The 25231-nt window shown below is 68.9% G+C and carries 25 protein-coding genes and 1 tRNA gene; 15 read left to right on the top strand and 11 right to left on the bottom strand.

The window, feature by feature from the left end:
- Positions 1-20: 20 nt before the first annotated feature.
- The gene (locus CG740_RS05060) at positions 21-1145 is read right to left on the bottom strand and encodes a hypothetical protein (protein WP_100573736.1); all 1125 of its coding nucleotides are present in this window, start codon (positions 1143-1145) and stop codon (positions 21-23) included.
- Between the two features lie 296 nt (positions 1146-1441).
- On the opposite strand from CG740_RS05060, the gene CG740_RS05055 reads away from it, so the two are divergent.
- Positions 1442-2410 carry a Yip1 family protein gene (locus tag CG740_RS05055; RefSeq protein ID WP_100573735.1) on the top strand — a complete coding sequence of 323 codons (969 nt, stop codon included), beginning with the start codon at positions 1442-1444 and terminating at the stop codon, positions 2408-2410.
- Between the two features lie 70 nt (positions 2411-2480).
- Here CG740_RS05055 and CG740_RS05050 read toward each other — a convergent pair whose 3' ends face one another.
- Positions 2481-2987 carry a phosphoribosyltransferase gene (locus CG740_RS05050; protein ID WP_189766314.1) on the bottom strand — a complete coding sequence of 169 codons (507 nt, stop codon included), beginning with the start codon at positions 2985-2987 and terminating at the stop codon, positions 2481-2483.
- Between the two features lie 2 nt (positions 2988-2989).
- The gene (dcd, locus tag CG740_RS05045; protein WP_100573734.1) at positions 2990-3565 is read right to left on the bottom strand and encodes a dCTP deaminase; all 576 of its coding nucleotides are present in this window, start codon (positions 3563-3565) and stop codon (positions 2990-2992) included.
- A 499-nt stretch (positions 3566-4064) separates the two neighbouring features.
- Between dcd (CG740_RS05045) and CG740_RS05035 the strand changes: the two genes are divergently transcribed.
- Positions 4065-4138: transfer RNA gene (locus tag CG740_RS05035), tRNA-Gly, on the top strand.
- A gap of 290 nt (positions 4139-4428) precedes the next feature.
- Positions 4429-5133 carry a hypothetical protein gene (locus tag CG740_RS05030; RefSeq protein ID WP_100573732.1) on the top strand — a complete coding sequence of 235 codons (705 nt, stop codon included), beginning with the start codon at positions 4429-4431 and terminating at the stop codon, positions 5131-5133.
- A 56-nt stretch (positions 5134-5189) separates the two neighbouring features.
- On the opposite strand, the gene CG740_RS05025 is transcribed toward CG740_RS05030, so the two are convergent.
- From CG740_RS05025 to CG740_RS05015, 3 genes are all read right to left on the bottom strand, one after another.
- A complete protein-coding gene (locus tag CG740_RS05025) occupies positions 5190-6347 on the bottom strand; it encodes a tyrosine-type recombinase/integrase (protein ID WP_100573731.1) in 1158 nt (385 codons plus the stop codon).
- A complete protein-coding gene (locus CG740_RS05020) occupies positions 6347-6562 on the bottom strand; it encodes a helix-turn-helix domain-containing protein (protein ID WP_100573730.1) in 216 nt (71 codons plus the stop codon). Before CG740_RS05020 ends, CG740_RS05025 begins: the two co-directional genes overlap by 1 nt.
- Before the next feature lie 230 nt (positions 6563-6792).
- Positions 6793-7044, bottom strand: a complete 252-nt coding sequence (locus CG740_RS05015; protein WP_100573729.1) for a helix-turn-helix domain-containing protein — start codon at positions 7042-7044, stop codon at positions 6793-6795.
- 635 nt (positions 7045-7679) lie between these two features.
- On the opposite strand from CG740_RS05015, the gene CG740_RS05010 reads away from it, so the two are divergent.
- From CG740_RS05010 to CG740_RS04990, 5 genes are all read left to right on the top strand, one after another.
- A complete protein-coding gene (locus CG740_RS05010; protein WP_100573728.1) occupies positions 7680-8645 on the top strand; it encodes a hypothetical protein in 966 nt (321 codons plus the stop codon).
- Positions 8642-9334 carry an ATP-binding protein gene (locus CG740_RS05005; protein WP_100573727.1) on the top strand — a complete coding sequence of 231 codons (693 nt, stop codon included), beginning with the start codon at positions 8642-8644 and terminating at the stop codon, positions 9332-9334. Before CG740_RS05010 ends, CG740_RS05005 begins: the two co-directional genes overlap by 4 nt.
- Positions 9335-9446: 112 nt before the next feature.
- Complete coding sequence (locus CG740_RS05000) at positions 9447-10799, top strand: hypothetical protein (protein WP_442802800.1); 1353 nt, start codon at positions 9447-9449, stop codon at positions 10797-10799.
- 257 nt (positions 10800-11056) lie between these two features.
- Positions 11057-11566, top strand: coding sequence for a plasmid mobilization protein (locus CG740_RS04995; RefSeq protein ID WP_100573726.1), 510 nt, complete (start codon positions 11057-11059; stop codon positions 11564-11566).
- Positions 11563-13254 carry a relaxase/mobilization nuclease domain-containing protein gene (locus CG740_RS04990; protein ID WP_100573725.1) on the top strand — a complete coding sequence of 564 codons (1692 nt, stop codon included), beginning with the start codon at positions 11563-11565 and terminating at the stop codon, positions 13252-13254. The genes CG740_RS04995 and CG740_RS04990 overlap by 4 nt, the downstream gene beginning before the upstream one ends.
- An 84-nt stretch (positions 13255-13338) precedes the next feature.
- Here the strand turns inward: CG740_RS04990 and CG740_RS04985 are convergent, their stop codons facing one another.
- Positions 13339-13899: a flavoprotein gene (locus tag CG740_RS04985; protein WP_100573724.1), complete on the bottom strand. Its 561-nt coding sequence runs from the start codon at positions 13897-13899 to the stop codon at positions 13339-13341.
- A complete protein-coding gene (locus CG740_RS04980) occupies positions 13896-15158 on the bottom strand; it encodes a helix-turn-helix domain-containing protein (RefSeq protein WP_100573723.1) in 1263 nt (420 codons plus the stop codon). The genes CG740_RS04985 and CG740_RS04980 overlap by 4 nt, the downstream gene beginning before the upstream one ends.
- A gap of 176 nt (positions 15159-15334) precedes the next feature.
- Between CG740_RS04980 and CG740_RS04975 the strand changes: the two genes are divergently transcribed.
- The 7 genes from CG740_RS04975 to CG740_RS04945 all read left to right on the top strand — a co-directional run bounded on the left by CG740_RS04975 (position 15335) and on the right by CG740_RS04945 (position 21592).
- Positions 15335-15772 carry an ATP-binding protein gene (locus tag CG740_RS04975; protein WP_199846344.1) on the top strand — a complete coding sequence of 146 codons (438 nt, stop codon included), beginning with the start codon at positions 15335-15337 and terminating at the stop codon, positions 15770-15772.
- Positions 15773-15774: 2 nt separating this feature from the next.
- A complete protein-coding gene (locus CG740_RS04970; protein WP_234376079.1) occupies positions 15775-17097 on the top strand; it encodes a UDP-N-acetylglucosamine 1-carboxyvinyltransferase in 1323 nt (440 codons plus the stop codon).
- On the top strand, positions 17094-18302 hold the full coding sequence (locus CG740_RS04965) for a metallophosphoesterase (RefSeq protein ID WP_100573722.1): 1209 nt from the start codon (positions 17094-17096) through the stop codon (positions 18300-18302). The genes CG740_RS04970 and CG740_RS04965 overlap by 4 nt, the downstream gene beginning before the upstream one ends.
- Positions 18299-18838, top strand: coding sequence for a dCTP deaminase (dcd, locus tag CG740_RS04960; protein ID WP_100573721.1), 540 nt, complete (start codon positions 18299-18301; stop codon positions 18836-18838). The genes CG740_RS04965 and dcd (CG740_RS04960) overlap by 4 nt, the downstream gene beginning before the upstream one ends.
- A complete protein-coding gene (locus tag CG740_RS04955) occupies positions 18835-19371 on the top strand; it encodes a dCTP deaminase (protein WP_100573720.1) in 537 nt (178 codons plus the stop codon). The genes dcd (CG740_RS04960) and CG740_RS04955 overlap by 4 nt, the downstream gene beginning before the upstream one ends.
- Complete coding sequence (locus tag CG740_RS04950; protein ID WP_100573719.1) at positions 19368-20465, top strand: glycosyltransferase family 4 protein; 1098 nt, start codon at positions 19368-19370, stop codon at positions 20463-20465. Before CG740_RS04955 ends, CG740_RS04950 begins: the two co-directional genes overlap by 4 nt.
- 83 nt (positions 20466-20548) lie before the next feature.
- A complete protein-coding gene (locus tag CG740_RS04945) occupies positions 20549-21592 on the top strand; it encodes a serine hydrolase domain-containing protein (protein ID WP_100573718.1) in 1044 nt (347 codons plus the stop codon).
- Between the two features lie 49 nt (positions 21593-21641).
- On the opposite strand, the gene CG740_RS04940 is transcribed toward CG740_RS04945, so the two are convergent.
- From CG740_RS04940 to CG740_RS04930, 3 genes are all read right to left on the bottom strand, one after another.
- Positions 21642-22760, bottom strand: a complete 1119-nt coding sequence (locus CG740_RS04940) for a hypothetical protein (RefSeq protein ID WP_234376078.1) — start codon at positions 22758-22760, stop codon at positions 21642-21644.
- Positions 22761-22982: 222 nt separating this feature from the next.
- Positions 22983-23543, bottom strand: coding sequence for a hypothetical protein (locus CG740_RS04935; RefSeq protein ID WP_100573716.1), 561 nt, complete (start codon positions 23541-23543; stop codon positions 22983-22985).
- Positions 23544-23597: 54 nt separating this feature from the next.
- Entirely contained in the window at positions 23598-24734 is a 1137-nt protein-coding gene (locus CG740_RS04930; protein ID WP_100573715.1) for a hypothetical protein, read from the bottom strand.
- Between the last annotated feature and the right edge of the window lie 497 nt (positions 24735-25231).

The following is a 25231-nucleotide window of genomic DNA, read 5'->3' as shown; positions in this document are numbered from 1 at the left end:
TCGCGACCGGGACCGTCGGGTCAGCGCCGGCTGTCGCGGCGGCGCAGCATCGCGAAGCCGAGGCCTGCGGCACCGGCCGCGGCCAGGCCGCCACCGGCGGCGAGCATCGGGGCCTGGTCGGACGACTCGCCGGAGACGCCCTCGGCTCCGGCCTTGACGCCGCCCTTCGGGACGACGGTGGTCGTGGTCCGGTCCGCGGGCTTCCGGTCCGCGGTGTTCGTGTCGCGCTGCGGCTGCTTCTTCTTGCCGTCCTTCTGGACGGTGTACTTCTCGATCAGCTTGCCGCCGAAGTCGTAGACCCAGCTGTTGCCGCCGCTCCTGCCGTCGATGACGACGAACTTGTAGAAGCCCTTGCCGGCGTTGACGATCTTGTACGTCCAGCCGTCGTTGAGGGCCGACGGGTCCTTGAGGTCGATCGCGCCGAGGAAGGTGCCGTTCGGCATGGAGATCTCGACGCGCGGGCCGTTGCTGGTCTTGATCAGCTTGGCGATCCGGCCGTCGGGCATCGTGATCTTCACGGCGGAGATGACGTCGGACTTCCTGTCGTCCTTCTTGCGCTCGTCCTTCTTGCGCTCGTCCCGCTTGTCGTCCTTCTTCTTCTCGTCCTTCTTCTTGTCGCCGTCGGCCCAGGAGCTGAAGGTGCCGTCCGGGTCCAGTACGACGTGCAGGCCGTTGTTCTGGCCGACGGCCGAGGAGCCCTTGGCCACGAGGGTGTCGAGCTTGCTGCCGTTGGCCCAGATCTCGGCCTCGTAGTGGTTCTGGCCGAGCTTGTAGATCTTGGCCACGGAGCCGTCGGCGAGCTTGACGGACTTCACGAAGGACCGGACGTTGGTCTGGGTGTCGTCCTTCTTGTCCCCCTTGCCACGCTGGTCGACGCCGTCCTTAGTGGCGTCGTCCTTCTTGGCGTCGTCCTTCTTCGACTCGTCGTCCTTCTTCGCCCCGTCGTCCTTGCCCGGCAGCACATCGGGCTTGGGGGTCTCGTCGCCCGCCTGACCATGCGGCTGCGGCTGCGTCTGCGCGTCGGACGGCGCGGTGGACGGCGCGGCGGGCGAGTCGGCGAAGGCGGCACCGGCCGGGAGGGCGAGGGCGGCGATGGCTCCGGTGGCGATGGCGGCGGTACGGAGGGTACGGCGGGTGGCACGCATGAGTGATCTTCCTCGTAACGTAGAAGCGTGAAGCTTGTCTGTTATGTCGCACATGCCGTGCCTGTGGGGCTTTGTGGCGGCGACATCAACAAAGTTACGAGTGCCGTGTTTGGGTCATACGTAGGCAATGTAACGGCTACCTTCTGCTTCACGCGCAGCCGTGTAAATCGGGCGGGATTCAACCAAAACGCCCCGGATTCCCGGGTCCCCTAGGGGATGTCACAGCTCAGCCGCAAAGGCGTCCGGTTCCGGCCGCCCGCCGGTTGGCGTCCGGGCGGACCAGGTACGTTCGATTCGTGGCTGGATTCAGGATCGGACGCGGCGGCCGGGACAACAACCGCCCCCCGCGGCAACCGCAACAGCAAGGGCAGCAGCAGGCACCGGCTCAGCAGTGGCCGGACGGCCGGCAGCAGCCGCAGTACGGGCATGGGCAGGGGCACGCGCAGCAGCAACCGCAGGGTTACGGGCAGGGGCAGCCGCCGCAGTACGGAAACGGGCAGCCGCAGTACCGGCAGCCCTACCCGCAGCAGGACGAGCCGGAGTACTTCGGCGACCCGTACTACCAGGGCCAGGGCCAGGGTCAGGGCCAGCCGCAGGGCTATGCCCCCGCCCAGGACCCGTACGCGAACAACCCGGGCCACACCCAGGCGTTCAGCGTCGGCGAGGACCCGTACGGCGACGGCGCGACCTACCGCGCCGGCGCGGCCCCGGCGCCGCCCAGCGGCCCACGGCTGCCGTGGAAGGAGCTTCTGTCCGGCATCGTGACGCGGCCGGGGCCGACCTTCTGGCAGATGCGGGACTACCCGGTGTGGGGCCCGGCGCTGATCGTCACCTTCCTCTACGGGATGCTGGCGATCTTCGGCTTCGACCAGGCCCGCGCGGACGTCATCAGCACCACCTTCTCCAAGGCGATCCCGGTGGTCCTGGTCACCGGCGTCGTCTTCGTGATCGGCGGCCTGATCCTCGGCGCGGTGACCCACACGATGGCCCGCCAGCTGGGCGGCGACGGCGCGTGGCAGCCCACGGTGGGCCTGTCGATGCTGATCATGTCCCTGACGGACGCCCCGCGACTGCTGCTCGCCCTGTTCCTGGGCGGCGACAACGGCGTGGTGCAGATCCTCGGGTGGGCGACCTGGCTGGCGGCCGGCGCCCTGTTCACGTCGATGGTGAGCAAGTCCCACGACCTGCCCTGGCCGAAGGCGCTCGGCGCCTCGGCGATCCAGCTGATCGCGCTGCTTTCGCTGATCAAGCTGGGCACGATCTAGCGGCGGACACGTGGAAGGGCCCCGCCGGGCTGCGGCCCGGCGGGGCCCTTCCACGTGTCCGCGGCGCGGATCAGGCGTCGAGCACCTGGCCCTCGCGCCGCACCACGGGCGGCTCGACGGACCAGGGGAAGTTGATCCACTCGTCCGTACGCTTCCAGACGTACTCGCACTTCACGAGCGAGTGGGACTTCTCGTAGATGACCGCGCTGCGGACCTCGGCGACGTGGTCGAGGCAGAAGTCGTAGACCAGCTTCAGCGTCTTGCCGGTGTCGGCCACGTCGTCCGTGATCAGCACCTTCTTGCCGGAGAAGTCGATGGCGTTGGGCACCGGCGCCAGCATGACCGGCATTTCGAGGGTGGTGCCGACGCCGGTGTAGAACTCGACGTTCACCAGGTGAATGTTCTTGCAGTCCAGGGCGTAGGCGAGGCCGCCGGCCACGAAGACACCGCCGCGCGCGATGGAGACCACGATGTCGGGCTCGTAGCCGTCGTCGGCGATGGTCTGCGCGAGGTCGCGGATGGCTCCGCCGAACTTCTCGTAGGTGAGGTTCTCGCGCAGGTCGTTCTGGTCGTTCATGATCACACCTGGGTCCGATGGAAATTGAGGAAGGACCGCGAGGCGGTGGGCCCACGCTGGCCTTGGTAACGCGAGCCGTACCGCTCGGAGCCGTAGGGCTCCTCGGCGGACGACGACAGCCGGAACAGACACAGCTGCCCGATCTTCATCCCCGGCCACAGCTTGATCGGCAGCGTGGCGACGTTGGAGAGCTCCAGGGTCACGTGCCCGGAGAACCCGGGGTCGATGAACCCGGCGGTCGAGTGCGTGACGAGCCCGAGGCGGCCGAGCGAGCTCTTGCCCTCAAGACGGCTGGCGAGGTCGTCCGGGAGCGAGATGACCTCGTACGTCGAGGCCAGCACGAACTCACCGGGGTGCAGGATGAACGCCTCGTCCCCCTCCGGCTCGACGAGCCGGGTCAGGTCCGCCTGCTCGACGGCGGGGTCGATGTGCGGGTAGCGGTGGTTCTCGAACACCCGGAAGAAGCGGTCGAGGCGCACGTCGATGCTGGACGGCTGCACCATGGATTCGTCGTAGGGATCGATCCGGACCCGCCCGGAGTCGATCTCGGCCCGGATGTCCTTGTCTGAGAGAAGCACGCCCCGAGGATACGCAAGGCGCGCGGCCCCGCCCCAATCGGACGGTCCGCGCGCCTGTGCTCCACCGCCGTTACCGGCCGGGCCCTACCTCTGCCCGACCGCCACCGGCACGGCATGCCGCAACCGCGCACACCTCGGGCACCGGATCAGCCGACCGGGCCCGATCCGCTCGGCGCCGAGCTGCTGCATTGGAAACGAATCCGTGGTGAAGACGTGCCCCTCGGCGCACCGGACGACGGTGCGCTCCAGCGAGTCCATCAAGTCGCTCAAGTCCCTTCCCCAACAAGCGTGGACGGAGAAAACACCACATTAGGGGATGAACAGGACGCCATCACACGCGGCACTCCGACCCCGCGCACGCCCTCCACCGTACGCCCCAACTCCCGGCACCCGCACGGGGATCCGGGCCCCCGACAGCACGACGGCCCCCGGCGAATCCGCCGAGGGCCGAGCATGGGGTAGAGTGAGCAACGACCGCTCCCCCATGGGGAACGATCTTGCGAGTGTAGTTTAATGGTAGAACATAAGCTTCCCAAGCTTAGAGCGCGGGTTCGATTCCCGTCACTCGCTCCACAAAGAAGGCCCTGGTCGGCGACCGGGGCCTTGTTTGTTGTCTAGACCATTTCGGGGGCGCCGTGCCCTTCGCGTGCCCTAAGTGGCATTGAGAGGCTGGCCCAGAGGGATACTTCCGGGCCCAAGCAGGGCGATCGCGCCGTCGTGTCTCGAATCGCGAGACGCATATTCTGTGACCTGCGCCACCGCACCTTGAGCGTTGTGTGAACTCGCGTTTGCAAAGCCGGAGTTGATGGGACCGCCTATCGGTTCCTGCCAGCAAGGCGAGCCGACCGGGGCACCATGGGCACATGACACTGGTGCGGGAATGGAGCTACGACGGTACGGAGCTGGCCTGGTTGCAGGCCGGGCTCATCGGGACCATGGACGAGGGGCATGTGGTCGCCGAGCTCGTGCCGGACGGGTTCGAGGCGTATCTGCGGGTCTTCCACCGGTTCGAGGCATCGGACGGGTCCGGGCGCACCCGATCGTGGCGCGGGTGGGCCGGGGACAGCGGTGTGCGGTTCCACGGAGAGCTGTCGCACTGGTCGCTGCCGGACGAGGGCCGCCACGAGGGGGCCACCCCACTGTGGCTGGCGCAGTCGGGGCAGCTCGACCAATGCACCGAGCGCGCTCTCGTCCGTGTACTCGGCGAGGTCACCGGAGATGGCCGACCCGTCTCCTTCGCGTACGACTTGGAGGCGCTGCTCTGGGGTGCGGATGCCCCGGTGGTCCGGCGCTCCTCCGTATACGGGCTCGATGAGGTGCGCAAGGAAGTGGCCGCCGAGCTGGGAAGCCTGCAGGGGCCCGAGTTCTGGTGGCCCACGGACCGCAGTTGGGTGGTCACCAGCGACTGCGACCTGCTCTCCACCTACATCGGCTGCTCGGCCGAGACCGCCGAGCGGATCCTGGCCAACCGTGAGATCGAGGCACTGCCAGTGGCTCCGCAGACCCGCGTCGACTGGTACTCGGACCGGCTCAACCCGAACCTCATGCGCGCCACTAACCGCACCTGAGTGGAACGCGCCCCGGCGCTGCGAGGTGCGTTCCACTCAGGTCTACGCCCGTGGTCCTACGCCTGGTGGGCTGACCGCTGCTCGGCAGCCTTGGCCAGCTTGGCCCGCTGGACGCGGACCATCTCGTCGATGCCGACGGCGACCTCCTTCTGCCGGTCCAGCGGGGAGTGCTGGTAGACCATGGCCGCCTTCTCCGAGGACTGGCCGGCGCGGACCATCGTGTCCCTCAGCGTCGCGCCGGAGCGGGTCGAGAGGGTGTGGCCCGTGTGCCGGACGTCGTAGAAGCGGAAGTTGTCCGGTAGGCCGACCAGGGCTCGGGCCTTGCGCCACTTGCGGCCGAAGGACGTGCGCCGGAACGGCGCACCCTTCTCGCCGACGAACAGCAGGCCGTTCCCACCCGGCTCGGCGAACCACCGCAGGTGACGGTCGACCTCCTTGTAGAGGAAGCCGGGCAGGATGATCGTCCGCTTGCCGGCCGCGGACTTCGTTTCGCCGGGGGCCCGTTGGCCGTTCGTGCGCTCGGGCTCCGCCTTGGTGACGTACACGGCGAGGGGGTCCAGGCTGACGTCCGGGCGGCGAAGGGCGGCCTGCTCCTCCGGGCGCATAGGGCCGTACGCGGCGAGGTAGACCATCAGCCGCCAGCGCGGCCCCATCGCGTCGGCGACCGCGTCCACCTGGGCGACGGTGGCGACCGGGCGCTCGTCCGGGGACTCCTTGCCCGCACCCTTGATCCGGCACGGGTTGCGCCGGATCAGCTCGTCGTCGGCAGCCGTCTCCAGGATCGCCTTCAGCAACCGGTACGCCTTCGCCACCTGGGTCGGACCGGTGGCCGTGAGCCGCTCGGCCCGCCACGTCCGTACGTCGGCGGCCTCGATCCCGTCGAGGCGCCACTCGCCGAACGTCGGCAGGATGTGCAGACGGAGGGGGAGCCGGTACAGGTCGAGGGTGGTGATCGCGAGGCCGCGCTCTTCGATCCATTTGAGGGCGAACGCCTCGAAGGGGATCGCCCCTGCATCGGGGTCGCGCCAGACCTTCCGCTCGATGTCGGCCTGAGTGAGGTTCAACCAGGTCTGGGCATCCGTCTTGGTCTCGAAGGTTTCCGGCGCCGTACGCCGTTCTCCGTCCGGTGCCTGGTACCGGGCTTGCCAACTGCCCGAAGGCAGTCGGCGCACCGTGCCGAAGTCACGCCGCCGCTGCGGCCTGCGCGGCGCCATCAAGCAGCCTTCCCGTAGCGCGAACGCCGGGTGCGGACCGGCTCGACCGTCCGCTCCTCTATGTACGCGTCCAGGACGACGTCGGCGATGCGGACGTGCTTGCCGACCTTCACGTACCGGATGCGGCGCTCGGAGACGAGGCGGCGAATGAAGCGTTCGCCCACGCCGAGGCGCTCGGCTGCCTCGGGGACGCTGAGGAGGAGGCGGTCAGCCATGCAGGACCACCTCCTTCGCAAGGCCAAGGAGGAGGCGGGCGTGGTGCGGGAGGGCAGGGGGTATGGCCATTCGGCGCAAGGAGGTTCCTTCTTCGGCACGGCGGGGCGACTTCCGCGTGGGTGTCGGTGTGGGCGTTCAGATGCGGGCGGGGTTCGCGCGATGCGCGAGGTGAAGTGGGCTGCCGGGCGAGGGGTGTTGGCGCACCCGGACGGGGCCGGCAGCCGGGCCGCTACGGGGCCTCGGCGAGAAGGGCCAGCGGAGAGATGCCGAGGGCTGCCGCGATGGCGACGAGATCGTCGATGTCGCAGCGGCGGCGCTTGCGTTCGATGCGGGAGACCGTCGTGACGGTCATGGGGCGGCCCAGCGCGGTCGCGCGGTCGGCCAGCTGACGCTGAGCGAAGCCGCGGGCAGTACGGACCTGCTCCATCGCGAGGGCAGCGCGCTTTCCGGCAGGGCCGATTTCCAAAGGGGTTCGAGGCATGCGTCAGTTGTAGCTCTGGATCGCCGGTTTCGGTAACCGGCGATCTGCTGCTATGTTGCGCCGCTTTGTTGTCAGGTTCCCTACCCCTGGCGAATGCGCAGGGCGCAACATAGACACTAATTTGCCGTTGACCAAATCACTGAGCCCGAGAGTGGCGGCCGTGGTCGAATCATGGGGCCTCCGAGGCGTGCGACCAGCACGTCAACACGTCGGGCGGTATGCGACGGAACCCTGGATCGCACCCTTCCGAGGCTTTGCCCTTTGCCCCATTTTCGTCGCGCTATTTCGGCAACCGGGATTTCGGGTCTACCCTTTTCGTCTACCACAGGGGGCGTTCGCCGTGAGCTGTTTGCTTCTTCGGCGGAATGCTGGACTTCTACCAGGCGGATGTGGCTGTGTTGGCCATACGCCCGGTCACGGCCCAGAGCGCAAGAAAAACCCCGGCGCGCCAACGCCGGGGCCAACGAGTCCCCTACCGAAATCGCCCGCATCTGAACGACTGAGCGGTGGCGGTCGCACGCCACCGTGGGAGGAACCTCTATGCCCCACAGTAGGGCCATCACGGCACTACTCGCACACCCGTCCACCAGCCCCGCCACCTTGCCGGCCTTCTCCCCGAAGGCGGGGCGATAGGCATGGCGCGCATCCGCACCATCAAGCCCGAGGCGTTCATCTCCGAGTCGCTCGCCGCGGTCAGCGTGACCGCCGAGCGGACCTTCTTCGGCCTGCTCACCCAGGCCGACGACCACGGGCGCTTCCGCGACCAGGCCGCCGTCATCACCGGCGCCCTGTGGGCCCTGCGCCCCGAACACGGCCCGCTGGAGGTCGAGGACGACCTCAACCAGCTCGACGGCGCCGGGCTGATCTGCCGGTACGAAGGCGAGGACGGCAAGCGGTACTTGCACATCGTCACCTGGGCCAAACACCAGAAGATCAACCGGCCCAGCGGGAGCCGCCACCCGCACTGCCCGCGCCACCAGGGCGGCCGGTCCGCCGGCGTCGCAGTGCGGGCTCACGACGCCGTACGTGAGCCTGCCGTGAGCCCTCACGGAAGAGGCCGTGAGGGCTCCCGCGATCCGCAGGAGTCGGCCGTGAATCACGAAATCGCAGGTCAGGCGCAATTCAGTGAGCCCTCACCGCAGCCGCAGGGGGGACGCACGGAGGGTGCCGTGAATCCTCACGGTCCGGATCTAGGACCTAGGATCCTGGATCTAGGATCTACTCCGTTGGGAGGCGCAAGCGCCCCCGCGCGCCACACCACCTCGCGTCCCGCACAGGACGCCGACTCCGGTTCGGGTTTGGTGTCGGCCAAGGATTTGGTGGGCGAGTACGTCGCCGCCTGCTCCCACCGCCCGCCCAACGCCGTACTCGGGCACCTCGGCAAGGAGGTCGCCAAGCTGCTCCGCGAGGAGATCGCCCCCGGCCACATCCGGATGGGGCTGGAGCGGCTGCGCACAAAGGGCCTGAACGCCAGCGTGCTGCCGAGCCTGGTCAACGAGGCCATGAACTCCGCACCAGGCAGTGCCGGTTCCACCGTCCACAGGACGTGGACAAACCCCGCCCCCGACGACGTCGAGGCCGCTTACGGGGGCGCGCTGTGACCACAGCCCTCCGCGAACCGCAACGCGTCGGCGCGCTGGCAGGCCGCCTCGAAGCGATCCTCGCCGGGCGCGGCATCGACCCCGCAGCCGATCCCATCGACGTGTCCGACGGGCCGGTGACCGCGCTGGAGCTGGCCGCCGCCCGCATCCCTGCTCGCTACCAACGCGCCTTTGCCGACCATCCTCAGGTCACCGCGTGGGTGGATGAGATCGCCCGTGCCGCCCGGCCGGGCCCCAGCGGCACCCGGGGCATTGCGCTCGGTCCGTCGCTGTTGCTTGCCGGCCCCACCGGGACCGGCAAGACACACCAGGCGTACGGCGCGGTGCGCTCCCTGCTCGGCGCCGGAGTGCGGCTGCGCTGGGAGGCCGTCAACACCCCTGACCTGTACGCCCGCCTGCGCCCCCGCCAGGGCCACGACCCCGAAAGGGACTTGGCCACCCTCTCCCGCTGCCCGCTGCTGATCCTGGACGACCTCGGCGCGGCCAAGCACTCGGAGTGGACCGAGGAGCTGACGTACCGGCTCATCGACCGCCGCTACACCGAGAGGCTCCCGACCCTGATCACCACCAACCTGCCGATCGACGCCCTGCGCGGCGCAGTCGGCGACCGCGTCGCCTCCCGCCTCGCCGAGATGACCCAGCGCGTCATCCTCACCGGCCCCGACCGCAGGCGACAGCCCACCGCGTAACAACCGGCCCTGCGGCCCTCGCCGCGGCCTGGCTCCTCCCTCCCCTTTCCTCGTCCGTACGCACCCGGCCCTCGCCCACCGGCGCGCGACGCCCCCCTCGGAGTACCTGCCTATGCCCTCTGCCGCTATCCCTCCACTCGCCGTCTCAGCATTGCCGTCCGGGTCCGGCACCACGCTGCCGCTCGCCGTTCTGGCCCTCGCGGTCGGCGCGCTGATCACGGGCCTGCTGGCCAAGCGCAGCCAGCGCCGCCCCCATGAGCGTCAGCGGCGCCACTCGACCGCGGTCGTCGTGTCTGCCGTGTCTGCCGTGGTGTGCACCATCTGCAGCGCCGACACCAGCTGGCGGTTCGCCGCCGACTACCTCGCCATGCGCAACACCACCGAGCGGACCGTAATGTTCGCCGCCGCCGAACTGACCCTGTTCGCGATGGCCTTGATGGCCCGCCAGAACCTGCACGGGCCCCGACGCGCCGCTGGCCTGCCCGGAACCATGGTCTGGGTCATCACCGCCATGCAGGCCATCCCCGCCTACGCAGAGTTCGGCCCCGTCGGCGGCACCATGCGCGCCTTCACCGGCCCACTGATGGCCGCAGTCCTGTGGCACCTGGCCATGGGCATCGAGCTGCGCCAGCGCACACCAGAGGCTGCCTCTCGTGGACTCGCCGCCGTGGTCGCCCGACAAGCCCGCGAGCGCCTCCTCGCCAGCCTCGGCATCGTCGAACAGGACCAGGGCGCCGCCCAGATCATCCGCGAGCGGGCGATGCAGCAGGCCGTTGCCCTCGCTGCCCGCCTCGCCGACATGACACCCGCCCAGCGCACCGAGCGGGCGGGCCGACACACCGTACGCCGCCTGTCCAAAGCCCTCGCCCGCTCCGGCATCGACAGCGACCGGCACCTGGACCAGCTTCTGCTGCGCCGACTCGCCACCCGCCGCCAAGCCGCCGCCCTGGCCACCATCGACCTGGCCCCGCGCTGGACCACGCCCGCCCCGCAGCTCGCCAGCCCGCCCGCATCCCAGCACACCCGCCCGCGGGCAGACCCCGCCGAACGACCGGGCATTGCTGGGCGGGCAGACGACAGGCCCTGCCCGCACCCAGCAGATCCGGGCGACGAGCAACCCGAGCGGGCAGCCCGCCCACATCCCGAGCCCGGCCCGAACCCGGCAGTCCGCCCGCAACACGAGAAGCCGACGCCCGCGGGCAGCGGGCCCAATCCGGGCGACGGCTCAGGCAACGAACCGGGCGAGAAGACACCGCTGGAGCCGAAGCAGACGGGCCGCAAACCGCGCGCCACCGACGAGATCCTTCGCGCCCACGCTCACCGCCTGCTCAACGAGTCCGGACGCCTTACCCGCGACCTCCTGGAGGAGACCGTGCGCGGCGAGGGATACACCGTCGCCAGCGACGACGCCGGCGCTATCGTCCGCGCCATCAAGACCGAACTGAAAGCCGCCGCCACCAACTGAGCCCCGCAGTACAGCTGCAGATCCACACGAGCGCCTCACCCAGCGACTCCCCCACCAGCCACACCCCGACATGGAGACTCATGCACGACCCGTACCACGAACTCCCCACCCTCCACCAGGAGATGCCCACTACCCCTGTCACAGCGGGAGCAAGTTGGAGGTTGGGACACTCCCCCGCTGGGGGAGCGCCCCAACCCGGCCCCACCCCGGGGGTGGCGGGGCCCGTCCAGCGCCAGGGGGCGCCGGACGGGAAGGCTGTGACCGAGGGCGGATCGCAGCCGGACGAGCAGGCCCAGCGCCCGCAGTCCCCCGCACCCGGCAAGCCGCGCAGCCGCCCTCGACAGAAGAAGCAGCGTCCCGCTGTCAGCGTGCGCCTCAGCAAGACCGAGAAAGCACTGATCGAGTCCGGCGCGAAGGCAGTGAAGCTGTCCGTGGCCGGATTCCTCGCCCACGCCGGCCTCGCCGCCGCCCGCGACCTCACCCGCATCACCGACGTCACCGCAGCGATCGCCGACAACCGAGCGATCCTGTCCGAACTCTTCGCCGCCCGCAGGGCTCTGACCCAGGGCGGCAACCTGCTCAATCAGACCGCCAAGGCCCTGAACTTTGGCGGGCAGCCCACCCAGCTCGACGACGACGTCGACCGGATGCTCGCCACACGCACCCGGGTCGACACCGCCATCGAACTCTTCATCGCCGCTCTCGAGGGAGGCAGCCCTCCCACCCAGCCGCATCCGGCCCGGGACCAGTTCGACGAGGCCGCGTGATCCCCAGCATCCACAAGCAGGGCAACAGCATCTATGGGCTGCTCAACTACCTCTACGGCAAGGGCACCAAGGAGGAACACGTCGATCCGCACCTGGTCGCCTCCTTCGACGGGACCGCCCCCGACCCCGGCCGCGACCAGGCAGCCACCCTCACCACGCTTCGGGACCTCCTCGACCAACCCCTCCATCTCATCGACGCCGACCAGCGCCCCGCCCAGCACGTCTGGCACTGCTCGGTCCGCGCCGCCCCCGACGACCCGGTCCTCACCGACGAAAACTGGGCGACCATCGCCCGCCGCATCGTCGCGGCCACCGGCATCGACCCTGGCGACGGCGCCGGCTGCCGTTGGGCCGCCGTGCGGCACGCCGACGACCACATCCACATCGTCGCCACCCTCGTCCGCGAGGACGGCCGCAAGCCCGACCATCACCGCTCCGGCCGGCGCGCCCAGACAGAAGCCCGCCGCATCGAGGCCGACTACAACCTTCACCGTGTCGCCGCCGGTGATGGCACCGCTGCCAAGCGCGCCACCAGAGCCGAACGCCACAAGGCCGAACGCCTCGGCCAGCAGGCCGCCTCCCGCGACCTGTTGCGCGAACACGTCCGCCAGGCCCTCGCCGGTGCCGCCGACGAGCAGGAGTTCTTCGACCGGCTCGTCACCGCAGGCGTACTGATCGACAAGCGTCTGGCACCGTCCGGTGACACGCTCGGCTACAAGGTTGGCCTGCCCGGCGACGTGAACGGCGAGCAGGAGCCCATTTGGTATTCCGGCTCCAAACTCGCCCCTGACCTTTCCCTGCCTCGCATCCGCAAGCGCCTCACAGCCACCCCCGACATGCCCGAGCCCCCGGCCGTGCTGGGTCAGGGGGACAGCTCGGCCTCGGCCCGTGCCCGCCGCTTCGCGACCGAAGCCACCGACGGCGCCCTGGTTGTGATCGTCGCGGGGGACGATCCGGTCGTGGCCGCCCAGCTCGTCGGTGTCGGTGAGGTGCTTGACGCTTTGGCCCAGACTTCATCCGGACCGGCGCGCGAGGAGCTGCGTACTGCGGCCCGTGCCTTCGAGCGGGCGACCCGCTCGTACATCCGGGCTCATGAAGCGGAGATGTATGCGCTGCGGCGGGCAGCCCGCCAGATCGCCCATTCCGGCACCTCTCGGGGGCACGGACCGGAGCTGACCACCACTGCCCTCGTACTGGACGTTCTGATCCTGGCCGTGATCGCCGCTGCGCGCTGGCACGCCGCACGCGGCCACGCCCAGCAGGCCGAAGCCGCCGCACGCGCCGCAGAGCATCTGCGCACCACATACCGGGCGACCGCCACCGAGCCGTTGCTCATGATGCGGGCGTACGGCGAGCAGTTGCCCGTCCGTACCCGGCAGCGGCACAGCACGACGCTCCAGTCCGTGCTTCCCCACCTCGCCGACCGCATCCAGGCAGAGCCCGGCTGGCCGGCTTTGGCGGCTGTCCTCGACCAAGCTGAGCACGCCGGCCACGACACCTCCGCCCTGTTGCAGAAGGCTGCGGCCTCCCGTGAGTTGGACAGCGCCGACGCGATCAGCGACATCCTCGTCTGGCGCCTGTACCACCTCGGCGAGACCACCGTGCCGGCCGCGAAGCGACGCCGCCCCACCCAGGCTGCGGGCATCCCGGCTCCCGTGCAGGGGGTGCCCCGGCCACGACGCCGATGATGAGCCCCGTCCGGACACGCTGGGCGTGAGCAGCCCCAGCGCCTACCGGGCCGCCAACGGTCGGGGCATGGTTGGCTACGGGCGTCACTGCGGGGCCGCAGGCAGCTCCGGAGTGAGCAGTTCTAGCGCCTCCTCCCAGCGGTAGCGGTCGGCGCCGCCCCCGGCCTTCGGTTTGTGGGGCTCGTACGAGCCGATGAGGACGCCCATCTCGCGCAGCCGGTCCAGGCTCTGGCTGTACGCGGGGTGGGCGGCCTGGGCCGAGTTCAGGTACGGCAGCACAGCCGTTGGAATACCGAAGCCGTGCGCCTCGCACAGGATGCCCAGCGCGAGGGTGTCGGAGATCCCTGCCGCCCATTTGTTGATCGTGTTGAAGGTCGCCGGCGCCACCGCGATGGCGTCCGCGGGCGGCAGAGGCCGCGGATCGCCAGGCGAGCGCCACGCCGAACGGATCGGGTACCCGATCTGCGCCTCAACCGCCTCGGCATCGATGAAGCCGAGGCCCTGCGGAGTGGCCACCACACCCACGTCCCAGTTGGCCTCCTGAGCCGCGGTGATCAGCTTCCCGACATCGCCGGCGATCCCGGAGGCGCACACGATGACGTAGAGGAAGGGCTTCGTAGTCTGCTCGTCGGGTTGATCGCTCACGTGGGGACTCCCAGTTGACGGCTGAAGTGGTGCAGTTCCGGCAGGGTACGGCGGCGGTCGCGGGCGGCCATGTCGGCGACCAATTCGCGGACGGCCGGGCGACGGACGTCCTGGGCCGCGCAGCTCTCGGCGATGCGGAGGGCCTGGTATCCGTCGGCGAGGCGGCCTTGCTGGTTGTAAGCGCGGGCGGCCTCGACCCAGAGGGCTGCCCGCCGCTCGGGGGCAGGGATGTGGCGGCGCATGAGGGGGCCGGCCGTCTCCAGGGCGACACCTGCGTCGCCGAAAGCATTGGCCGCGCTAACCGCGTGCAGCGCGACGTTGGTCGGGCTGAAGTTGGCCCAGGCGTCGGGGCGGTCCAAGGCCACGTAGCGGGCTACGTCCGTCGCTTCGGTCAGGAAGTCCTTGGCCGCAGAGCGGTCGCCTCCGCTGCTGGCCGCGGTGACGCCGCGCAGGAGCAGCAAACCCAGGGCCGCGAGGTAACGCGGGGAGCGCTGGTCGTAGGCGCCGGTGAGTTGGTCGGCGGTGTGCCGGACCAGAGTGACGGCCTGGGCGGTGTGCCTTTCGCGGGCCAGCAGGTGGGCGTGGACGCGGACGCTGGAGGCGAGGATGACCGGGTCGCCGCAGCGCTCAGCCTCGGCCATGGCGCGGCCGACGGCAAGCCAGGCATTGCCGTGGTCGCTGAGCTTGAGGAGCAGGCTGGCGGAGGTCTGGTACGCGGTGGCCAGCAGCCCCGTCGCGTCAGCCGAGCCAGGCGCCGCGTGGCGGAGGTCGGTGATCAGCGGCGGCAGGGTCCGCTCCAACTCGGCGTAGTCGCAGGTGCAGAAGAGGCGGCGGACCGTGGAGACCCGGCTGCTCAGCTCGGCGACGTCCTCAGCGCCGTCTCTGGCGGGTGGGATCGGGCCCGGCAGGAGGGAGTGGACGAGGTCGCGGTGGCCTGCGGTCGGCGGGGTGGGCGTCGCGATCGCGGCGAGGCTCGCGGCGAGGAAGGTACGGCGGTGCATGTCTTCTGTCTCAGGGTCGCAGGTGTTGGCGTCCTGGAGGGCGGCGAGGCCGACGGCGGGCAGCGGGATGCCCAGTTCCTGGGCGATCGCGCGTAACACTCGGGAGTCCTCGGTGCCCTTGCCCTGTTCGAGGCGACTCACCTTGGACTGGTGGTAGCCCAGGGTTGCGGCGACGTTCGCCTGGGAGCGTTTCGCGAGCACGCGGGCCCGGCGGATCACTTCGCCGATCCGTCTCGCTTCGTCGTGTGCATCGGCCATCTGCGCCACGGCTCCTTCCGCCGCCGCCGATCCTGCCTGCCCAACCGAGCGTAGGCGAAACGCACTTGGAGTTCATGCGCCTCCTGCATAAGCGATGCAGCACCGGCACCTGAGCTGGCCCGTCCCCCGCCCGAGCCGGTTCCTTGGTGGGGCCGCACTCGCTTGGGAGGCAGCCCGTGGATTCGCAGCACCTCAGTTTCTCTGTACCCGGCACGGCGGTCGCCGTCGCGCACGCACGGCACCAGGTCATCGCCGGGATGTGCGGCTGGGGACTTCCGGTCGGCAGCAGCGTCGTGGAGACCGTGGCGCTGGTGACCAGCGAGCTGTTGACCAACGCCGTGCAGCACGCCGGACACGGCCCCATCTCGGTGGCCGCCCGGCTGAAGGACGACACCGTACGCGTCGAAGTCAGCGACTCCAGCCCTGCCCTCCCCACGCCGGGCCTGCCGGACGAAGGCGACGAGCGCGGCCGTGGGCTGTTCATCGTGGCCGCTCTCGCCGTCCGGCACGCCGTCGAGACGACCGAGTCGGGCAAGCGGTGCTGGGCCGAGATCCCCGTGTGTGACGCGCCAACTCCCCATTCGCAACTGCACGTTCCGCTCCCGAGGAGATGACTGTGACAACGACCCAGGTCCCGGCTGTGACGTCGGAGGTGATCGCGATCCGTCCCGGCCCGCCGCTCGCCGGGACGGTGACCGTCGACGGCTCCAAGAACGCCGCGCTCCCCTTGCTGGCGGCGGCTGCCGCCCTGCACCGTCCGGTCCAGCTGGCCAAGGTCCCCGCCAATGCGGACGTGCAGGCCATGCTCACGCTGCTCCAGTACGCCGGGCACCGCATCGCCCGCCCGGTCGGCGAGCCGAACACAGTCCTGGTCCTCCCCAGCGACGGCACTCGCATCGTCCCGGAGCTCTTCGAAGCCGCTGCCCGCATCCGTGCCTCGTACTACCTGGTGCCCGCTCTCCTCGCCGCGCACGGCCGGGCCTCACTGCCCTGGCCGGGCGGTTGCCAGATCGGGGAGCGCGGCATGGAACAGCACTTCCGGGTCTACGAGACCTTCGGCGACCGCTACGCCGTCGACGACCATGGCTACACGGTCGAGGCCCGGAACCCCCACAACGGCTCGGTGTCGGTGGCGCTGCCCTTCCGCTCCCGCGGCGCCAGCATCGCAGCCATCCTCCGGGCCGTGATCGCCGGACGCCCTCTCCGGCTGGGCCACCCGAACCTCTCCCCCGAAGTCACCAGCGTCCTGGAAGCACTACGGGCAGCGGGCTGGTCGGCCCAGGCCAACGAGCGCATCATCGCCCTCGCACCACCGGCCTCCGCCTCGCAGGAGGCGGTGGCATGGACAGTCCCCGGCGACAAGATCGAAGCGGGCACCCTGGCCTGTGCGCTCGCCACCACGGGAGGCAACGGCCGCATTGAAGGCGTACGCAGCAAGGACGTTGCCCCGATGGTCGCGGCCCTGCGCTGGCTCGGCGTCCCCGTCGCCGCCCAGGAGAACGCACTCACCGTCCACGCCGCAGACGCCCAGCCCTCCCATCACCCGTTACGGGCCATCTCCTCCCTGTCCCCCGGTGGTCTGGACGCCGACTTCGAACCCCCGCTGATGGCCCTGGCATTGGGCCTACCTGGCACCCACCTCTTCGCCGACACCATCAATCCCGGCCGCCACGGCAACCTGCTCCCGCAGCTCACGCGCCTCGGCGCCGACATCCACGAGATCTCCCCCACCCAGTGCCTCCTCACGGGACCGCAGCAGCTCACGGGCGCGGGCGTGGAGGCCACGGACATCCGCACCGGCTCCGCTCTTCTCGTCGCCGGTCTCACCGCGCGCGGCGTCACCACCCTCGGCGGCCTCGAACAGCTCCGTCGGGGCCACGCCGACCTCCCAACCAAGCTGCGCGCGCTCGGCGCCGACATCTGCGAGGTCACCCCATGACCCGACAGCTCCAACGGATCATCGCCACCACCGATGTCCACTCCACTTTCGACGATGCCCTGCCGATGCTCACCCATCTGCACGCTGCTCGGCAGGACTCCCTCATCGTGGACTGCGGCGACTTCTTCGAGGGCAGCGGCTACTACCGCCTCGCAGAAGGGCGCATCGAGCGCAGCATCCTGACGACGCTGTACGACGTGATCGCCCCCGGAAACCACGGTTGGGCCCGCCACTTCGAACCCGACCTCCACCGCCTCACCGTGTGCGCCAACGCCGTGGATGACACGAGCGGAGACGCGCTGTTCCGACGCCTCCACCTGGGCGACATCGGTGGCCGGCGCATGGCGGTGACCGGGGTCATCGGCCTCCAGGCGTTCAGCACCATTCCCCGCTCGCAGCGCGCCGGGCACCGCGTGACCGAACCGGTCCACGCCCTGCGGGAGCTGATGCTCGCCCACGATCACGAGGTCGACGCCTGGGTCCTGCTCAGCCACTCCGGCTTCGACGAGGACCTCAAGCTCGCCGCCGCCTGCCCGTTCCTCGACGTGATTTTCGCCGGACACTGCCACAGCAACCAGTACGGGCCCGTCCACGTCGGCGACACTCTCGTCCTGAAGGGCCGCGAACTCGCCGTCGGCTACGCCCAGGCGAAGCCAATCGGCCAGGGCTGGGCCACTCGGACGGACCTCTTCCTCCCGACCGGGACGCCACTCCCTCCTGAACTCGCTTACGCACAGGGGGAGATCGAGGATCTCAATAACCAGCTGGCCGCCCCACTCGGCACGATCACCGAGACCTACCGTTACCGCCTCCCCGATCGTCGCGAACTCCTCGCGGAGGTCGCCGCGCGCCTGCACACCGGCCTCGGTGCGGAAGCCGTCGTCCTCAACGAGACCGCCCTGCGGCCCGTCCAGCTCGGCGACACCCTCACCCTCGGCGACCTGCTGGCGACCGAGCCCTTCGACAACCAGCTCGTCCACGCCCACCTGCCCGACGATCAGCGCGATGTCGAGGGCCTGCTCGCGCGTCTGGCCGAGGAGGTCGGCCCGCTGGTCACCACGCCCGCCCCGCTGCCGACCGGTGCCCGCACCGTGCTGACCACGGACTACCTTGCCGAAGCCTTCCTCGGTGGCCGCACCCAGCAGGCAGCCCTCCGCCTCGGCCAGGCCATCCAGCACGTACTAGTCGAAGGAGTGCAGCCGTGATCCTCACTGGCCCCGAGATCACCACAGCCGCAGCCGACGGGCGCCTGCGCATCGCCCCCTTCGACCAGAGCCAGGTCAACCCGAACAGCTACAACGTCCGCCTCGGGCCCACCCTCCTGACCTACACGACGCCGGTCATCGACGCCCACCACCCCAACCCCACCGCGGAGCTGAAGATCGGAGACGGTGGGTACGTCCTCCAGCCCGGCGAGCTGTACCTCGGCCACACCCTCGAAGAGGTCGGCTCCGACTCCTTCGTCCCGCTCCTGTTCGGCCGCTCCTCAGTCGGGCGCCTCGGACTGTTCGTCGAGATCACCGCGCCGATCGGCGACATCGGCTTCCACGGCCACTGGACGCTGATGCTCTCCCCAATCCGCCCGTTGCGGATCTACGCGGGCATGAGGATCGGGCAGATCATGTTCTTCGTCGCGGTCGGCCCCGTCGACCTCTACACCGGTAAGTACCAGGCCGCCACGGGGCCGCAGCCCTCCGCCTACTGGCGCGACCTCACACCGCTGACGGCGGTGACCGGGTGATCCTCACCGGCCCCGCCATCGCTGCCGCCCGCGCCTCCGGCGAGATCACCATCGAACCGTACGAGTCCGAGCGCCTTTCCCCCAACGCGTACGACTGGCGTCTCGGCGAGACACTGCGCATCTGTGACGGCGACCTCGACGCTGCCGCCCGGACCTGTTGCCCCGAAGTACCCGTCCCAGTAGCCGGGTTCGAGCTCACTCCTGACGTCCTCTACCTCGGCGTCACGTACGAGAGGACGGGTTCCGAGGCGTATGCCCAGTTACTCAACGGCAGCCGCACCATCGGCGCTCTGGGCATCTGGGTCCACGTGTCGGCCCCACTGGGGCACCAGGGCCACGCCATCCGCTGGACCCTGGAGATCCGGGCCGCCCGCCCCGTACGGATCTATCCGCTGATGACCTTCGGAAAGCTGGCCTTCCTCCAGACCTTTGGTGCCCCGGCCAGCTACCAGGAGCACGGTCTCAAGTACCGGTCCAGCCAAGGGATCGAGACGTCCCGCCTGTACGAGGAGATCCCCGGAGGCCGGCCATGAACCCGGCGGTCGCCACCGCGCTCGACCTCCTCTTCCCCAGCCCCGGCGGAAGCGTCGAACTCTTCCTCGACCTCTACACGGGCCCACAACCGCTCATCCCCGCGAGGGCGTTCATGCTCGCCCCGGCCGGCCCGCGCCCCCACACGCCCCACGGGCTGGACCTTCTGAGCATCGACGGGAAGTGCCTGTCTGGCCCGGCCTTCCGCCGGTACGTCTCCGACCTGCGTCACGCGCTGGTGTCCGCGGTTGACCCCGCGCAGGTCAGCGTCCTCCATCTGCACCATCTCGCCTTCGGGGCGACACCCGCACTCTTACGGGCCTTCCCCGAGCCGCCTCGCATCGCCTTCGTGCACGGCACAGACCTGCTGTTCGCCCAAACGCACCCCGACCAACTCGGCGTCCTGCAACAGTCCGCCCACGCCGCGGACCGGATCGTGGTGCCGACCAACGCCATGGCGGACCACCTGCTGAAACTCGCCCCCAGGACCGACCGCAGGAAGATCGAACAGATCCCGTGGGGCATCCCCGACCGCCTCATCGACAACCCGCCTTCACGAGCGGGACATCGCACGACGAGCCACCTGAGACTGCTCTACGCCGGACGCCTGACCGAGGAGAAGGGCGTGGAAGCGCTGCTGCACGCGGTTCTCCTGGCGCCGGCGGTGGAGCTGAGCATCGCCGCCCCTCCGACGGAGTTCCACGCCCTGTCTCCGCCGATCCGGCGACCGGGCATCCACGTCAATTACCTCGGCTGGCTCCGCCGTCCACAACTGTGGAAGACCTTCGCCGATCACGATGTTCTCGTCATGCCCTCCACCACCCTGGAGGCGATGGGCCTGGTCGCCCTCGAAGCCCAAGCCTGCGGCCTGCCCGTCCTCTACCAGCCCGTTCCCGGACTGAACGAGACGCTCGGCGCGACGGGACTGGCCACCGACTTCACGAGCCCCGCCGCCGTCGCGCGGGACCTGAACCGGCTCCGCTCGACGCCTGGCCTACTGGCCGCCCTCCGAGCGGCGGGCCGGGCGAACGTCGCGCGCTACCCCCTGAGCAGCACCGCAGCCGCTCTGTCCGACCTGGGCAGGCAACTCAGCTGACCCGTCCGTGGCGCAGCCGGACCCGCCCCGGCCACGTCACTACCCTGACCGACGGGGAACTCACGGCACACGATCGGGAGACCATGACGCTAGACACCCACCGCATCGACCAGCTCTTGCACGACGGAGTCCGCGACAAGGTCTACCCCGGTGCCGTCTGGGCCGTCGGGGACGCTACCGGCACGTCCGCGAGTGGAGCCATCGGCCTGCTGGACCCCGACCAGCCCGACGAGCCCATGCGGCTCGACACCGTCTTCGACGCCGCCAGCCTCACCAAGATCCTGGCCGTATGGTCCTCGATCGGCGCCCTATGGGAGGACGGCAAACTCGACCTCGACGCCCCGCTCGGCGCCTTCTGGCCGGAGGTCGAAGGCCACGCGCTCGGTGCAGTGACCGCCCGGCACCTGCTGACCCACACCGCCGGTGTCCCTCTGCGAGCCCAACTCAAGAACCTGTACGGCACGGACCCACAAGACATCCGTGACGGCGTCCTGCACGAGGCTCTCCACCGCCCACCCGGCGAGGCCGTCGAATACACCGACCGAGCCGCCCTCATCCTCGGCTACCTCGCCGAGCACCTCGCTGGTCAGCGCCTCGATAAGCTCGCCACGGAACGGACCTGGCAGCCACTGGGCATGGACCTCACCCGCTTCGGGCCGCTGCCCATCGAGATCGCCACGCGGTGCGCCCCGACCGAACTCGACCAAGCCACCGACATCCACCTCAAGGGCATCGCCCACGACTTTTCCGCCCGGCTCTTGGGTGGAGCGTGCGGCATCGCCGGCGCCTTCACCGTCCTCGCCGACCTCGTCGCCTTGCTGCGCTACATGCTCGACACCACAACTGTGCCCGGTCGGGCGGGATTCGGCCCCGTCTGGACTACGGAATCGTTGACCATCCAAACCGGCGAACTGGAGCCCGTACGCGGTTTCTTCTGGCACCCCGCCCCCGGCACCGGTCCTGCCGACGACGTCTGGGTTCACTACGGCTTCACCGGCACCGGCATGTGGATCTCGCCTCGTCAGCGACGATGGGCGGTCCTCCTGACCAACAAGCTGTACTACACCCGCGACCGTCAGCCCCTTACAGACGTCCGGAATGCGTTCCGCCAGCAGTCCTTCGCCTAAGAGCACAAGACCTCATCAGCGCGAGCACTAACCCAATCGGCCTGTGGCATCAATGACGCTGCGGAAAGGCGTCGCCAATCGGCCAGTCCTTCGGCAGGCCCAGCACGGCGTGGATGGGATGAGCCGGTGGCTGGCGTTCGACGTGGGCACCAACCAGTTGCGCGGCTGCCCATGCTGGGAGCACGGGAACTGGGAGCGAGTCTGGATCAGGGCTTCGCCAAAGGGCCGGCAAGTTCTTCGTCCAGGTCCACGGCGCCGGATTCTTGACGACGAGCACACCACCGACCTGGCTGTGAGCATGATCGTAGGCAGCATTCCAGTAGCCGCCAGGCCGCCGACCAAAAATCCGTGATTCGTTGTGGACATACTCGACCGAGGACCCGTACAGCGCAGTCTCGACCTCGCTGTCTTCAGGGAACAAGGCTGCGTGTCCCACTGCCACAATAAACGGCATCCCTAGCTCGCCATACTTGCTCCCCTTTTCCTTGACCGCGTCGAGCACCCGGTCCGACTCGGCACTGAACCAAGCAACCGGAGCGTGGATGCCGATAGCTCTGCTCGTTGAATCACCCCGTTTGCCCGGGCTACGAGGGATTGCCTCGAACGAGAGGTCCCAGCCAGCCTCGGCCCAAGTATGCTCGGGCAGCGCCAACTTATGTTCGCGGTCAGCGACTATCTGATCCGGATCCAGGCCGGCGAGCCACGCAATCAGACCGGTCTTCAGCCGCTTCTGCGGCGGTGTCGTCGTTCCCGCCCGGTTGACCCTGTAGGACAGGAAAAAGTTGGGACTCGGCACGCTATCGATAGCATCGACAAGAAGAGACGGCAGCGTGTCGGACACGGTTCCGCCCAGACGCTGGGTCTTCCAAATCGCCTCAACGACGAACCGTTCGCCCCCGCGCGTCACCAGGAAGTCCGGGTTCCTCCCACGATTGCCCACCCCCAGCTCGACACTCACCGTGCAGCCAGAACCCAACAGCATCTCGTGCAGGTACAACTCCCACAGAGCGGAGTAGACATTTGTGTCGGAGTTTCGGTCCAGCAGTCTGCTGCGCAGACCTGCCTGGGCCTGGCTCGGAAAATGTGACCACCAGTCGTTGATCACCTCTCGAACCTGATCCCAGAACGGACCCGCGATCCGCTCGAAGAACTCGGACTGCGATTCCACAGCCCGCTTCGGCGAAGGGTCTGTACGGTTCCTGCTCGCGTATACGCCCATGGCCAACGAGCGTAGAGTGTCTGGGCGTAACTCGCTTGCCCACCGTCACAGTTGTAAGCTCGCGGCTCATAAGCGAGAGGATTGCTCTGGATAGCCGGTTGCACCATCAGCTCGACGGTCAGTGATCACGTTCCGCCCCCACGCACAGGATGCTAGAAGTCAGCGCGTAGTTCATTGACGCCATGGCGGATTCCAGCCCTGTTCGCGACAGAGCTCGTCGAACGGTTTGTCCACGGATCGGAGCATGGGATGTTGGTAGAGGTCGTTGATGCGCATACCCAGGAAGTGCTTCTGGTCGATAGCCGTGTCCGGATACCCCATGTCCCTGCGAGCTGCAATCACAAAGTCCGCGTAGAGCCTCATCAAGATGGCTGGGGGAGGATCCGCGTAAGCCGCCTGCATGAAGTCATGGAAGGCTTTCACCGCACCATCCGAACCATAGATGCTCACCCAAGTCGCGAACTCTGAAATGCTCGCACGCAGTTCGTCCTCCGCAGGCTGCCGCCGGTCAAGGATGTCACGGAAGAGATTGATCATCGGGCGATAGACCCCATACTTCTTTTCCGCGATCCTGCCCTCTAGGTCGCGGATTCGCTGGGCCTCATTCTCCGCACGCTTCGTCGCTTTGGCAGAACGAGCAGCAACGGCCGCTGCCGCTATTGACAGCGCTCCCGAGACCACCGCCACGGAAAGAGGCAGGCCCCACGTCTGCGCAGAGCTCGCCAGAATCATACGTTTCAGTCCTCATCGTTTGGCGGGACTCCGCCTTTTGAGCCCCGTCTCTAGTCACTTAACCGTTGTTGCGCGGTATTTCACCGCATACGGATGAACGTAACGGCCAGCATTGAATGGGGTGAACCACGAGCCGATCGACATGGGCGCGATGCCCAGGGCCTCCCCGACGGGGCTCTCGTCGATCCCGTCCATCGAGTCGTCGTACAGCCACTCGTGGTCCATGTCCTCGTAGACGTTCGCAGCGAACGATTCGAGCGCGTCCGACACCCCGGAATCAAGGAGACCGACCACGTCCAAGCAGACCTTCGCCTCGCGCAACAGGAGGCGGAGAGCCAGCTCCTCCGCGACACAACTGAGCTGTCCGAAGATGCCGTTGGTGAACCGAGTCGTCATGGCAATCGCTGTCACCAGGAAGCGGCGCGCGAAATGGGCGTCGTACTGGAGGGCGTACCGCTCGGGCAAATCGTCCAGCAGCCAGAACGGCCGCTCGCACTCGGCGACGTTGGTGCGCTCCCGGCTCAACGTCTGCACGTCCTGGAAGAGCTCGTCCACCAATACGTGCATCCCGTACACCAAGGCGCCGGCAGCGAGCTTGGCATCCTCCGGCAACGCACCAAAGTCATGCTCGTCGCCTTCTTCGTCCTCGTCGTCGAGCACGCCGAACATGACGGGCGAAAAGGAGCGCAGCTCAGCCGCCATGGCCAGCATTCGGTCACGTGTGGCCGCAGCATCAGCTGCCGCGTCATAGTCGTCCCCGCCGCTCCCGGCTGCAGCCTGTGCGGCATGGCGGGCCTTGCGGGAGGCCGGATCATCGGGCGGAGCGTCCGGGCCGTCAGCGGCGGCGAGGCTCTCCTGGGCCAGGTCGGGGTGGAGCTGGACCTCGCAGCGGTCGACCGTCCACTCGGCCAGCAGCTCGGACCGCTCCAGCAACTTTCCCACCACCGAACGGACCGCCTCCTCGGCGAACTCCAGCGCCGGAGCGTCCACGAATATCCTCAGCAACGCCCCACCCGGATAGACCGCCACGATCGTCTCGTGGAGGTCGGCCTCCATCCCGTCCGGGCCTTCGATGCCCTCCACCGAGTCGAGCCCGGATTCAAGGATCGCCACCGCGCCGGCGCGTTGCAGGGGGTCCATCTCCGGAGCCCCCTCCGGGATGTGGGTTTCCACGCTCACGACGTATGTCACGACGATCAGCGTGGCAGGCCAGGACCACTCCGCGGGGGAAAACGGCCCATTCCCGAGCGCCCTTGCTTCCGCAACCCGGCTCTCCCATCACACGAGCGCGCGCACGCCACGAGTGGAGCTGAGAGGCCATCGCGCCTCCCTCCGACCGCCCCGGCCACCGCGTGCCCCAACCGTGCCCTCCAGACCGGAAAACCCCGGTCAACAACGGTGCAACCCAGTCCGCGCCAGGGAATCATCGAAGCCCCGTTTTCGCAGGTCAGGCGACACACTAGCCCCGCAGCACCCGTTGATTCCCAAGCTTAGAGCGCGGGTTCGATTCCCGTCACTCGCTCCACAACGAAGGCCCTGGTCAGCGACCGGGGCCTTGTTCGTTGTCCGGGCGGGTACGGGCCGCATGCCATTCGCGCGCCCTAGGGGACGCTCGGCGCGGGGCGTAACCCACACAGCGGGGCAGGATCGATTCGCCGTTGCTTCAACCGGGTTAAGTGGAGTGGTCG

This window comes from Streptomyces sp. CB01201 (genome assembly GCF_002803085.1).
Classification (GTDB): domain Bacteria; phylum Actinomycetota; class Actinomycetes; order Streptomycetales; family Streptomycetaceae; genus Streptomyces; species Streptomyces hundungensis.
The sequence above is the reverse complement of the archived record's forward strand: the minus strand, read 5'-3'. Positions and strand labels throughout refer to the sequence as shown.

Coding starts and splice junctions, on each gene's coding strand:
- CG740_RS04935 (WP_100573716.1), bottom strand. CDS start 23,543: ATGATTCTGGCGAGCTCTGCGCAGACGTGGGGCCTGCCTCTTTCCGTG.
- CG740_RS04950 (WP_100573719.1), top strand. CDS start 19,368: ATGAACCCGGCGGTCGCCACCGCGCTCGACCTCCTCTTCCCCAGCCCC.
- CG740_RS05025 (WP_100573731.1), bottom strand. CDS start 6,347: ATGGCGCCGCGCAGGCCGCAGCGGCGGCGTGACTTCGGCACGGTGCGC.
- CG740_RS05030 (WP_100573732.1), top strand. CDS start 4,429: ATGACACTGGTGCGGGAATGGAGCTACGACGGTACGGAGCTGGCCTGG.
- CG740_RS05015 (WP_100573729.1), bottom strand. CDS start 7,044: ATGCCTCGAACCCCTTTGGAAATCGGCCCTGCCGGAAAGCGCGCTGCC.
- CG740_RS05050 (WP_189766314.1), bottom strand. CDS start 2,987: ATGAACGACCAGAACGACCTGCGCGAGAACCTCACCTACGAGAAGTTC.
- CG740_RS04945 (WP_100573718.1), top strand. CDS start 20,549: ATGACGCTAGACACCCACCGCATCGACCAGCTCTTGCACGACGGAGTC.
- CG740_RS05010 (WP_100573728.1), top strand. CDS start 7,680: ATGGCGCGCATCCGCACCATCAAGCCCGAGGCGTTCATCTCCGAGTCG.
- CG740_RS05060 (WP_100573736.1), bottom strand. CDS start 1,145: ATGCGTGCCACCCGCCGTACCCTCCGTACCGCCGCCATCGCCACCGGA.
- CG740_RS04980 (WP_100573723.1), bottom strand. CDS start 15,158: ATGGCCGATGCACACGACGAAGCGAGACGGATCGGCGAAGTGATCCGC.
- CG740_RS04965 (WP_100573722.1), top strand. CDS start 17,094: ATGACCCGACAGCTCCAACGGATCATCGCCACCACCGATGTCCACTCC.
- CG740_RS05020 (WP_100573730.1), bottom strand. CDS start 6,562: ATGGCTGACCGCCTCCTCCTCAGCGTCCCCGAGGCAGCCGAGCGCCTC.
- CG740_RS05000 (WP_442802800.1), top strand. CDS start 9,447: ATGCCCTCTGCCGCTATCCCTCCACTCGCCGTCTCAGCATTGCCGTCC.